The 12,891-nt window shown below is 36.5% G+C and carries 8 protein-coding genes; 5 read left to right on the plus strand and 3 right to left on the minus strand.

Features of this window, described 5'->3' with window-relative positions:
* Positions 1–35: 35 nt before the first annotated feature.
* From K9M53_RS08085 to K9M53_RS08095, 3 genes are all read left to right on the plus strand, one after another.
* The gene (locus K9M53_RS08085) at positions 36–1,001 is read left to right on the plus strand and encodes a polyprenyl synthetase family protein (protein ID WP_224019125.1); all 966 of its coding nucleotides are present in this window, start codon (positions 36–38) and stop codon (positions 999–1,001) included.
* Between the two features lie 144 nt (positions 1,002–1,145).
* Positions 1,146–2,852, plus strand: coding sequence for an amino acid permease (locus K9M53_RS08090; RefSeq protein ID WP_224019126.1), 1,707 nt, complete (start codon positions 1,146–1,148; stop codon positions 2,850–2,852).
* Positions 2,853–2,872: 20 nt separating this feature from the next.
* Positions 2,873–3,604 (plus strand): class I SAM-dependent methyltransferase, encoded by a 732-nt coding sequence (locus K9M53_RS08095; protein WP_224019127.1) that lies wholly within the window; start codon positions 2,873–2,875, stop codon positions 3,602–3,604.
* A gap of 6 nt (positions 3,605–3,610) precedes the next feature.
* On the opposite strand, the gene K9M53_RS08100 is transcribed toward K9M53_RS08095, so the two are convergent.
* Together K9M53_RS08100 and K9M53_RS08105 are read right to left on the minus strand one after the other, a co-directional pair.
* Positions 3,611–5,458 (minus strand): RagB/SusD family nutrient uptake outer membrane protein, encoded by a 1,848-nt coding sequence (locus K9M53_RS08100; protein WP_224019128.1) that lies wholly within the window; start codon positions 5,456–5,458, stop codon positions 3,611–3,613.
* A gap of 14 nt (positions 5,459–5,472) precedes the next feature.
* The gene (locus K9M53_RS08105) at positions 5,473–8,532 is read right to left on the minus strand and encodes a SusC/RagA family TonB-linked outer membrane protein (RefSeq protein ID WP_224019129.1); all 3,060 of its coding nucleotides are present in this window, start codon (positions 8,530–8,532) and stop codon (positions 5,473–5,475) included.
* A gap of 160 nt (positions 8,533–8,692) precedes the next feature.
* Here K9M53_RS08105 and K9M53_RS08110 point away from each other — a divergent pair, with 160 nt between their 5' ends.
* Together K9M53_RS08110 and K9M53_RS08115 are read left to right on the plus strand one after the other, a co-directional pair.
* Positions 8,693–9,316, plus strand: a complete 624-nt coding sequence (locus K9M53_RS08110; protein ID WP_224019130.1) for a response regulator transcription factor — start codon at positions 8,693–8,695, stop codon at positions 9,314–9,316.
* Between the two features lie 53 nt (positions 9,317–9,369).
* Complete coding sequence (locus tag K9M53_RS08115; RefSeq protein ID WP_224019131.1) at positions 9,370–11,517, plus strand: sensor histidine kinase; 2,148 nt, start codon at positions 9,370–9,372, stop codon at positions 11,515–11,517.
* A 43-nt stretch (positions 11,518–11,560) separates the two neighbouring features.
* On the opposite strand, the gene K9M53_RS08120 is transcribed toward K9M53_RS08115, so the two are convergent.
* Positions 11,561–12,685 carry a S1/P1 nuclease gene (locus tag K9M53_RS08120; protein ID WP_224019132.1) on the minus strand — a complete coding sequence of 375 codons (1,125 nt, stop codon included), beginning with the start codon at positions 12,683–12,685 and terminating at the stop codon, positions 11,561–11,563.
* Positions 12,686–12,891 lie beyond the last annotated feature (206 nt).

Here is a 12,891-nt window from a genome sequence, read left to right on the forward strand (position 1 = left end):
ATTATTAATTGCTAATTATTAATTCTTAATTATAAATGCATTCTTTCGTCCAACTGTCACGCCTATTCGAAGAAAAATTTAATAAGCGGCATTTCCCTGAACATACGCCAACTCTATACGATCCTACACAATATATTTTAGGTATTGGCGGTAAGCGGGTACGTCCGGTTTGTGTGCTGATGGGTAATGAATTGTTTGCAGATATTGTTCCCGATGCATATTATGTAGCTACTTCGGTAGAGCTGTTTCATAATTTCAGTTTGATACATGATGATATTATGGATAAAGCACCGCTTCGTCGTGGCTTTGAAACAGTGCATACCAAATATGGCGAATCTACTGCATTACTCGCAGGAGACGTGATGCTGGTACAGGCTTATGATAGTTTGATAAGAATGAAAGGTGATTATCTTGCCAGGATATTAAATGTATTTAATAGAACAGCCCGTGAAGTTTGTGAAGGGCAGCAATTGGATATGGATTTTGAAAAAAAAGAAACAGTAAGTTTTGAGGAATACTTAAACATGATCACCTTAAAAACATCTGTTCTATTAGCAGCCAGCATGCAACTGGGAACTATATTAGGTGGTGCAAGAGAAGGTAATCAAAAGCTGGTATATGAGTTTGGTAAGAATCTCGGCATTGCGTTTCAAATACAGGATGATTATTTAGACGCGTTCGGTGATCCTGCATTGGTGGGTAAACAGCCGGGAGGTGACATCATCGCTAATAAAAAAACATTTTTGGTCATTCGTGCTTTGGAAACAGCTGCAGATGTTCAAAAGAAAGAATTGCAGCGATTAATGAATGAAAATCCTACTGATAAAGTTGAAAAAGTATTACAAATATTCCGCGATTGTAAAGCCGATATATGGGCAAACGAATTAAAAGAAACTTATCTTCAAAAAGCACTTACACATTTAGATGAGGTAGCAGTGCTTGGAATACGCAAACAACCTTTAATTGAACTGGCTGAGTTTTTGATCAAGAGAGATAAGTAAGGGTAGATTTCTTCAACAAACAAATCGACAAGCTCAGACTGACAGTATAATTAATGTTCAGGTATAGTGAGAATAAAACCTGAATTGTTAGAACCCTAGCTTCAATAAAATTCCTTAATTTACTTCTCAATCAAATTACTGTTTATGGCAGGTTCTTTATTCCGTAAAAAATCTATTGCAGTTATTTTAAAAGATGCAGAGGAAGGAGCAGGAGATGGTCATGGTGGTAATAGCAGCTTACGAAAAGTATTGGGAGTAAAAGATCTTACCTTTTTAGGTATTGCTGCAGTAATTGGTACGGGTGTATTTACTGCAATTGGTACTGCAAGCTATCATGGCGGGCCTGCAGTTATCCTGCTATTTCTCTTTACAGCTGTTGCCTGTGGCTTTGCAGCTTATTGTTATGCCGAGTTTGCAAGCACAGTTCCCGTTTCGGGCAGCGCTTATACTTATTCTTATGTCGCCTTTGGTGAAATATTTGCCTGGATAATCGGTTGGGACCTGTTAATGGAATATGCTATCGGTAATATTGCAGTAGCCATTTCATGGAGTCAATATTTTGTACAGGTGTTAAAAGGGTTTGGCGTTTATCTGCCACAATGGATAACGATGGATTATGTAACGGCACACAATGGTTACAAGGATGCAATAAGTTCTTTGGCGCAACATCAATCTATTGGATCTTTAAGCGACAGCGTTCAAAATGCATATTATGCCTGGATGAATGCGCCTACGCTTGGCGGATTAAGATTAATAATGAATATTCCTGCGTTGTTGATCGTTGTTATTATTACGTATGTAGTGTATGTGGGAATCAAGGAATCCAGAACAGCGAACAATATAATGGTATATACAAAGCTGGTGATCATCTTATTGGTGATTGTTGGCGGCGCATTTTATGTACACCCGGTAAATTGGCATCCGTTCATGCCAAATGGTTTTAAAGGAGTGATGAGTGGGGTGTCGGCAGTGTTCTTTGCCTATATCGGTTTTGATGCTATTTCTACTACTGCAGAAGAATGTAAGAATGCGCAAAATGATCTGCCAAAGGCCATGTTCAATACGCTGCTCATCTGTACAGGTTTGTACGTAGTGCTGGTGCTGGTACTAACGGGCATGACTAACTTCTCAAAGTTAAATGTAGCGGATCCTTTGGCTTTTGTATTCAAAGATCAAAATTCTGCCATATCCAATATTATTGCAGGTGTAATTTCGGTAAGCGCCATTATTGTTATCGCATCTGTATTGCTGGTATACCAATTAGGACAGCCAAGAATATGGATGAGCATGAGCAGAGATGGATTATTGCCGAAAGTATTTTCACGTATTCATCCTAAATATAAAACACCTTCTTTTTCTACTATTGTTACAGGTTTTGTGGTAGCAGTACCTGCTTTATTTTTAAACCTGGATGTAGTGATCGCATTGACCAGTATCGGAACCTTGTTTGCATTTGTATTGGTTTGCGGTGGTGTGTTGGTATTGCAAAATCAAAAAGATAAACCGGAAAGTAAGTTTAAAGTACCATACATAAATGGGAAGTACATTGTGCCTATATTTTTATTTGCAATTTTTGCATGGGTTTATATAAAAGTACCGGGGTATTATAGTAGTTTATTAACTAAGGAAGGAGTGCCAATGATAATATTTTTTATTGTTGCAATTATTGTAAGCATTTATACGTTTATCAAAAACTTTTCTCTTATACCCGTACTTGGTTTGCTAAGTTGCTTTTACTTAATGTCTCAGGAAAGTCACACTAATTGGTGGCGTTTTGTGATCTGGCTGGCGATAGGTTTAATAATTTATTTTAGTTATGGGATAAGAAAAAGTAAATTAGCCGCTAAATAATGCACCATAAATAACCTCCAATGTCGACAAAAGATGGCAAAGCCTTAGTGTTTGAGGAATCATATAACGAAAGACTATTCGCAAAAAAAGGGCTTACAAGTAAAATACATTATAAACGTTTTTTCTGGTTAAAAGAAAAAATAAATAAGTACGCTGCTGGCGCAGATGCTGTTGTTGAATTAGGCTGCTATGATGGAAAAGTACTAGAATTTTTACCTCATACACCTGCTACTTATTATGGCTATGATGCCAATTGGGAAAATGCTTTATCAATAGCTGAAAGTAAATGGAAGGGTAAGGGAAATTATCATTTCTTATTTTGCGATGAGCCTTCAAAATTTAATGTGGAAGGAAATTTATTTGACATCTCTATTTGCATGGAAACATTGGAACATGTGCCGGGCATGGAAGAGGCTTATATTGAAAAGTTAGCCGCTGCAACAAAACAATATTCTTTTATAACAGTTCCTAATGAAAAAGGAATTATCCTGGTTGTAAAACATCTGGCAAAAAAAATATTAGGCAAGCCTATATCTGATCATTATACGTTTAAAGAATTTGTAAACGCATTTTTAGGACGCCTGGATAAAATAGAAAGAAGTAAAATAGCTTCTCATAAAGGGTTTGATTATGAAGTGCTGCTTTCACAATTAAGAAAACATTTTACGGTGGTTGAAGTAAAAGGTATGCCGTTTAATTTCTTGCCCAGGGGATTGAATTTTACAATAGGCATTGTACTAAAAAAGAAGTGATCCTTTTCAATAACCAATATTCTCTAAAAGGTTTGGATTTGCCGCAATACGTTTAAGTGTTATAGGAAAATAGTATTCTGCTGAGGTAAAGTTGGGCTTATTGTTCGTTCCATCAATATCCGTTAATACCCTGATTTGGTATTTTCCTGTGGCGTAATCCAAAATATAGCGTAAGCCTGAATTCGATCCGGATAATACCTCTTCTGCAATTCGCCATCTTCTTACATCCCAATAGCGATGTCCTTCAAAAGCTAATTCCACTCTTCTTTCCTGCCGTACATTATTCATTGTAACTGCAGTAAGAGGAGTAATGCCGGCTCTGTTGCGTACCTGGTTGATCGCATCCAATGCATCACTGCTTTTTCCTAATTCCATCGCAGCCTCAGCAAAATTCAACAATACCTCAGCATATCGAAAAATAATATAATCGCTGCCGGAATTGGACCACGTAGTTCCAATAGCATTGCTCTCGTCCAGGTATTTTAATACGCCAAAGCCTGTTCCAAAATCGCCGCTGATATTTTGATTTCCCCAGGCAGCAACTCCATTGTATGCGTCTGCTTTGTTTTCAAATAGTGTATTCGTTGGTGTTAGCAAACCTTTATGAAAATCAATTTTACCGCCCTGCCATAAAGTTCCCTGTGTATACAGTGTTGCAAAAAAGCGAGGATCTTTATCTTTCCATAAATCATCCATTGCCCATAGGCCTTGCTGGATGGCATTCCTGTCTAATTTTCCTGGGCTGCCATTTATTAATTGAAATGCTTCAGCCATTTCCAGATAAGCACCTTCAGCCATACCCAGATCCCATGCATGAGGTTTAGGGCGTTGAACAAAATCGTAACTCCAGGCAGCGCCGCCGCCACTTAATGCACTGGTGAAATTATGTTCTTTTACAAAGATCATTTCCGGGTTGTGCTTCACTAAAAAAAGTTCTCTAAAATTCATCGCTTTGTTTGAATTGGCATTGTATAAACTGTTGGTGTGTGATTGAATGATAGAATCCGCTGTTGCATATGCTATTTCAAAATAACGGTTTGCTGCAGTTGAAGAAATGCCAATCAATCCATCTAATTGTATCGTTCCATATTTTGCAATAGAGCCGGCATACAATGCAGCTCTTGATTCCAACGCCAAGGCTGCTGTTTTAGAAGCACGACTGTAATTTGTTACGGGCAGATCGTTTTTTATTGTTTCTAATTCACTAATGATAAAATCATAAACTTCCTGCTCTGTATTTCGTTTTGGATAAAGTAAATCAGTCGGGTCGGTTAAGTTTTGTACAGCAATAATAAGTGGTACACCTCCATATCGTTTCACCATTTCAAAGTATTGAAAAGCTCTTAAAAACCTAGCTTCTGCAATACGTGTTTTGGCTATTGCAGCCTCCATTGGGCTGGCGGGTACACGCTGAATAAATTGATTGAGATTCCGAATAATGTAATATCCATTATCCCACCATTCCAATACGCCGCCTTCAGGTGTAATTCCATTCGCTTTAACTTTATCCGCTATGCCGCATATATTCCATACAGGTTTGCTTTCGTCCGACAGGTCATTTACTATGGTAAACCCTGCACCTTGTTCGGAATTGTATAAATAATCTATATGGGAGGGATTCCATGCTATGCTGCCTCTTATAGGAGAGCTTGTGGTGCCGCTTTGAATGTATTCGGAACATCCATTTACAAAAACCGAAGAAAGTGCATACTGCTCAGCTAAAAAAGCATTTATTAAAGTAGTATCGTTCCAAACTACCTCATCATTAATGGTATTAAGCGGCGTTTTGTCTAAAATTTTCGTACAACTTGTTAATATGATAATTGCTGCTGATAAATAAAATAGATATTTCATTTTCTTTGATTAGGTTAAAATGATAAATTCAGTCCCACACTTATTGTACGTTGCTGGGGATATACAGAAATACTACCTGATTGGATCTCTGGATCAACTCCATATTTATCCAGCGTGCTAAAGGTTAAAAGATTTATTCCTGCAACATATAATCTTGCCGCTTGCATCTTTATTTTCTGCAGTAACTTTTCAGGTAACTGATACCCGATGGAGATTGTTTTTAAACGGATGTATGAGGTGTTTTTATAATTATAATCCGATATATAGTCATTTGTTGCTGCGCCGCCTAAACGAGGTATAAGCGCATTGGCATTATTGGTTGTTTGATTCCATCTTAGCTCATATTCTTTTTCATTCGGAAATTGAGTGAGATTGATCAATGTTGAATATCCCCATGCGCCCTGCCACAAACAATAAATATCCAGTTGCTTATAATTGATCTTTGTAATAATACCGTACATCCAATGCGGCATAACTCCTTGGCCGATCTCACGCTGATCTTTCCAATTCAATATTGCATCACCATTTAGATCTTTATAAATAATATCACCGGGATTCAATTGAGTATTACTGCTTAATCCATAATATTTATAAGGGAGAGTATTTATTTGTTCTTTACTTGTAAATAACCCATCCGATACATAGCCCATAACTTTATCTGTCCATTGCCCTGTTTTTTGATACACATTTTTTTCATTGGCATCTGTATAAAGAGGTTCATCGTACTGTGTCCATTTTGCACGGCTCCACGAGATATTTGCTGAAATATCAAAGCTGATATCTTTATATGTTTTGGATGCGCCTATAAGCAATTCAAAGCCTCTGTCGGTTAAGCTGTTTAAATTTTCCTGGGGAAGTGTGGCTCCAAATGTAGATGGAAAAGAAATGACTCTTGTTGCAGGAATGCCATGCCGGTTACGTTTAAAAATATCTATAGAACCATACACAATACGATCATGCAATTCAAGATCAATACCTGCATTATATATTTCTATCTCTTCCCAGGTTAATAAAGGATTTGCCAGGTTCGTAAGGTAGATGCCCGATAAGGAAGCTCCATTCAAAACTATATTTCCTCCGGGAACATAGTTAGAAAGGTATTGGAAATTGCCTACATTGTCATTGCCCGATCTGCCATAGCTAAAACGTAGCTTTAAATTGTCGATCCATGAAATGGTGTTCATGAATCTTTCCTTGGAAAGTATCCAGCCGGCAGTTGCACCGGGGAAATAACCCCACCTGTTTTGTGAAGAAAACTTGGCAGAAGCATCTGCTCTAAAGATAACCTCTAATAAATATTTATTCTTGTATCTATAATTAATTCTTCCTACATAACTAAAGCGCCCATTTTCATTTGCAGAGCCATAAGTATTTTGTCCGTTAGCGCTTCCAACAAATAACTGGTCTATTAAGGGAGTAAGCAGGTTAATACGTGAAGCTTGAAAATTAGTACTATCAATGTCTATACTTTCAATTAACGCCAGGATGTTTAAGTAATGATCTTTAAATGTTCTTTCATAGGTAAAAGAGTATTGTTGGGTAATGTCAGCATTTTTATAATACCCTTCCGCCACACTGCTTTGACTAAAGCTACCTGTTTGCGTATAAACTTTAGAGTTTGGATTATAAGTATAGAAAACATACGGTTTATTAAATCGTTTTGTATAAACGGTATAACTGTTATAATTGATCATTGCTTTTGCCTTAAGTCCCTTAATAGGTTTGATGGCGTAATTCAATGTGACAGCTCCTTTCAAAAATTGATTTTCGGATTTATTATAACCGGCAATACTTGTATTACTTACAGCCGCTAAGCTTCCGGTAGTGATACCTCCATAAGAAATTTTAGATGCGTCCGGAAGTGAAACAGGATACCACGGCTGAGTTAAATAATAATCATTCCAGAATGAACCGCCATTCTGCAATCCTCTAACAGGAAAATAGCTGTCTTCAAAAATGGCAGCAAAGTCTAAAGAAAACAAAAGGTTATCCGCAATCTTTGTATCAACATTTGATTGTGCATTGTAACGCTGGTATTGTCCGCCATTGGTTTTGATCATTGTTTTTTGATCCGTATAAGCTAATAACCCAAAAAACTTTGTTCTATCATTGCCGCCATTAATTGAAATAGCATTATTGGTTTGAGGCGCATCGTTTCTGAAAAGGCTATTGTACCAATCTGTGTTGGGGTAGGCGGGATCGTTACCCGAAAAATATTTATCAATGTCTGCTTGCGTAAAAGGGGCGCTGCCAGATTGCCCGCTTTGTAAATACTGTTCCAGTCGCATCGTAGCTAACTCGCCCGAACTCGGAGGCTTTAAAATTTTGGTAACGCCTTGTAGTGTAACTGAAGAGTTTAAAGCGATAACAGGCTTTTGATTTTGTCCACGTTTGGTTGTAACTACAATAATTCCATTGCCACCTCTGGCGCCATATATGGAAGCTGAAGCATCTTTTAAAATGCTGATGGATTCAATTTGGTTAACATCAATATTGTTAAACGACATTTGTACGCCATCTACTATTATAAGAGGGTCTCCAAAGCCTCTTATGTTTATGGATGCTTTGTCTGAGCCGGGCATGCCACTTGTTTGTATGCTTGTAAGTCCAGGAGTAATACCTTGCAAAGTATTGACTGTGCTTGCTATGGGCGCCCTTGTTATATCCTTATTCTTTAAAGTAACTGTTGAGCCGGTTACTAAGTTTTTTAATTGCGTACTATAACCAAGTACCACTATATCATTTAATACAGTGTTTTTTTTTGCCATGACAATAGTTAAAAAAGCTTTTTTCTTTAGTAGTATCTTTTTTGTCTGATAGGATATATGCGAGAATATCAATGTATACTCTTTATTAACAGCAGTAATGGAAAATAGTCCGTTACTATCAGTAACGGTTGTTTTGTTTTTTCCGCTCACCTGAATGGTTACATCGCCAAGTGCCTTTCCACTTTGTTCATCTATTACTTTTCCTGAAATATTGAAAATAGAAATTTGCTGAGCGTAGCTATTAGAAGATAATAACAATAAAAAAAATAGCGGGATACAAAAAAATGATGTAAGTATAAATTTCATGTAACAAAAGTGGATATTAATCCAATTGAACTTGTCATACTACACAAAAAAGTAGTTGATAAAAGTCATTGTAAGTCGCAATCGGTTTTGGTTTATAGCAAATTAAACTACCTTACATATTGTAAAAAGATGGCTTTTTAAATAACAAATTCTGTAATTTATGAGACGCGTTGCTATAGTAGATGATGAACGTATTTATTTAGATACGATTGATTGGGTTTTAAAAGATTTGAATAATGTTGAAATAGTCGGGCAATTTCAATCCGCTGAAGAATTGATTGAACAATTTCCAAAATTGTCGGCTGATGTAGTTATCATGGATTTGGGCTTGCCGGGAATAAGCGGCGTACAGGCAATTGCAAAGCTAAAATATCAAAGCCCTAAAACTCAATTTTTAGTTTTATCTAATTGTACCGATGATGATGTTTTATTTGATGCCTTAAAGGCCGGAGCCGATGGATACCTTCTTAAAAGTGACAGCCACGAGAACTTAAAAAAAGCTTTATATAATATTTTCGATGGAGGATCTCCCGTATCGCCTGAAATTGCCCGAAAGCTTTTTTCCTACTTTAATAAAAGTGATGGGGCAGCTAAATTTAAAGCACTATCCGAAAAACAATATCAGGTATTGCGGCTTTTGGCAGATGGACTTTTATATAAAGAAATAGCAGCAAAGCTTGATATAACAATAGATACTGTAAAAAAGCATGCCCGGAATATCTATGAAAAGCTTCACGTAAGAACCCGCAGCGAAGCGATCACTCTATATTTAAAAAGCGCTTAGGGTAAGATTTTACTCAATTTTATTTGCACTTTGTTATGAAACAAAGTAATGTTTTGAAACGTAAGATTTTGCAATACATTGCTCTCACCGCTGTTATTGCTTTTTACATGTTTTCATGTACAACTTCTATAAATAATAAACCGGCATATACAACTACATTGTTAGCACTTGATACAAAGGCTACTCTTAAGCAGGAAGAAAAATATCGATATGAACTATTGGCAACTGCAAGTTCTATGACAGATAGAAACTATGCTATACACTCAGAATTATATAGAGTGATCTCCAATACGTACGTCTATTCATTTCATTTTGATTCAAGCATTTATTATGCAAAAATTGCATGTACGTTAGCCAATAAAGCCAATGACAAAAATTTGAAAGTATCACAATTACAAAATTTATTCAGATTGTATTTCTTAGGTAGTCGTTTGTACAGGAAAGAAATAGATAGCCTGTATAATATAATGAGTGTAGTTGATACCAATAACTTATCTCCACGAACACAGGCTTTGCTAATGTATTCAACGGGTATGTATTATATAAATTCAGAACGAAAGCAAATGGCTTTATTCTATTTACGCAGTGCCATAAAGCAATATAGTATGGGCACTTGTACTAATGAAGATTCCGCCAATATAGGTAACTGCTACATGCTGATGGGATATGTTTATTCAACTATGAATTATTTATATGGAACAAATACCAAAGCAACAGAAACCGAAGTAAAAGAAGGATTGACGTTGATTAAAGAGTCTCGCAACTGGATTAAGAATAATGTGTGTGCATTAGGGCTGTATTATTCAGGCATGGCATTGTATTCCTATTCATCTCCAAATAGAGAAGATATTAAAAGATGTTATAAAGATAGCCTGGAAAATCTTGCGAGTACAAGCGGTTACAATTTTAATTTGTATTTGATGTTTGCCTACAATAATTTGGCAAATGTTAACTTTTTTAGCCCTGGAAAAAACCCGTCACGTTATTGGGGGTATCAAAAAGAAGGAGCAAAATATGGCAAAGATCTTAGTGACCCCATTGCAGGGTATCAGGTAAAGTGGCTGGAAGGCTCTTTGTATTTGCGGGAAGGAAAGTTTACAAAAGCGTTACCTATATTGAAATCTGTATTGCCCGTAAGAAGTTTTTTAAACTTAAAAGAGCAACAGTTTTTATTACAGGGCATTAGAAAATGTTATGAAGGCATAAGGAATTTCGATTCGATCTTGGTTTACAATAAACAGGCGCTTGATATCTCGGATAGTCTGATTTATTTAAATATGCGTGATATCGCTTCTGATGCAGAAGATAAATACCAAAACAGGATAAAGCAGGACGAAATCAATACTCAGAATATTCTTCTTAAGTATAACCAACAACAAAGAACCTGGCTTTTTTCAGGAATTGTTATTTTGTTGAGCTTAGTTGGATTATTGATCTTCTTTTATCATAATATCCGGAAAACAGCTCGCCAGTTGGATAAGCAAAATGAAGAGTTGAATAAATTGAATCAACAATTAGAAGAAGCCAACCACACTAAATCTAAATTGTTTGCTATTGTTAGCCATGATCTGCGTTCGCCTATCTCACAATTATATCATGTACTAAAACTACAGGAAGCAAAAGGCGCCACATTAACCTTACAAAAACGATTGGAATACGATCGCCAAATTCAATTAGGTGCAGCTAATTTATTGGAAAGTATGGAAGCATTGCTGACCTGGAGTAAAACCCAAATGCAATCTTTTACTACAGTAAGGTCGTTGGTAGATGTAACTACTGTAATAACGCAATGTATAAACCTGATGAAGCCTTTGATCGTAGAAAAGAATTTGCAGATAGATAATCAAATTGCATCCGATCAATTGATCACTATAGAAACGGACGCAAATTTTTTACTGGCAATATTGAGAAACGTATTGCACAATGCCATTAAAGCTTCTCCGGAGAATGAGTTTATTTCAATTAGCTGTAATGTTTCTGCCAATAGTATTGTTAACTATATTCAAATTAAGAACAGGGGAAAGCTCTTTACTCAAAAGGACTATCAAAATATTTTGACAGTAACACAAACTTCTCAACAATTATGGCAAGGGTTAGGGTTGCAAGTAGTAGATGAGTTGAGTCGTAAAATAAATGCCACTGTTTTTTTTGAAACGATAGACAAAGACGTTACCTGTTGTACAATTATATTTAACGAGTAACTATAACCTGTATAATTTCCGGATCTGGATTTATAATTTTCAATTATTGTATTTCAATATCGCCTTCTCTCGAAACGATTATTTCAGCCTTTCCATGAAACTCTTTAATGGTACCAGTCACACATACAGTTTTGCCGTTTAAGAATTCTTCGGGTTTATAACTGAATCCTTTTCTGTCATCTGCAAAAATCACAATAGTGAATGGGCTGTTTGGATAGGGAGCTCCTACATTGATCAGGGTAACACCGCCGCCATTGTCTTTTTGAAAATATTTGCCCCCAAACACTTTGCCACAAACTGTTTTTTTGCTGCCGATATTACTTATGGCATCATCTGCACTTATAGTGCCTTTAGGTGTTTTGATTATTTCTTTAGGAAGAATAGCCGGTGCATTTGAAAAGTATTTTTTCAATATTGCCGCCAGTCGTATTCCTGCAATGAAGAGTTGTTTTTGAATAACTGCCTTGTTCTTTAAGCAGTAATCCATTGTAAGATCATTGTCTTTAAAATCGTATACACTGTCTAACAAGCTACGAGAGTCATTCAGCCAGTCAATAACATTCAAAGAGTCTGCAGTTGCCAGTTCTTTTATTTTGCCCAACTTGTAATCGTTTTCCATGAAGGCAATGCAGCTTTGCATGCTGATGTGCTGGTTGTCTATAATTCCCTCATCCCAAACCTTGTGAAGATTAGAAGGCATGGTTAAGAAAGTAAGTTTAATATCATTGCCGCCCCGGTCTTGTGCGTATCCGCAATGCAAAGGCTGGTGAAGGTCTCCTATTAAATGGAAAAGAATTAAAAGATCAAGCCGCACTTCCTCTTCCGGTAATGTATTCTTGTACGATAATTCTCTAAGAACATGCTGTAATTCCCATACAATATTGTTATCGCTACAGGTATTATAGGAAGTCCCTTTTTCAAAATCTACGTAATGCCAGGGTTTCATATAATCAAAACTTCCATCAGACCGTTTATTGTCCATCCAGTTGGCGGCATCCTCAATAGAAGTATTGGCAAGGTATTCAAGCACATTCTTCTTAACAGAGCTATCCAGGTAATAAAATGCGATTTCCGGAACGATCTCATGCCCGGTTTTCCCCCATGCAAAAGATCTTTTGGAATATAACGAGGCAAAGAGGAAGATCGCAATAAATACTACTTTTTTCATAAAATGATTGAAATGTGCTTCTGTATGGTTAGAAATGCAAAGAGTAAATGGGACAAGATGTTTTCTTTAGCGAACAGGCAGGCTAAGGTAAGATAACATCGGCTATGAAACATTAATTTATTATGAAATGAAGCAAAACAGATGTTAACGGGAAAAACGTTGTTCAAATATTTTTTTTCCGTGATATTTGCAACAACCATTTTACC

Source organism: Ferruginibacter albus, assembly GCF_020042285.1.
Taxonomy (GTDB): Bacteria; Bacteroidota; Bacteroidia; order Chitinophagales; family Chitinophagaceae; genus Ferruginibacter; species Ferruginibacter albus.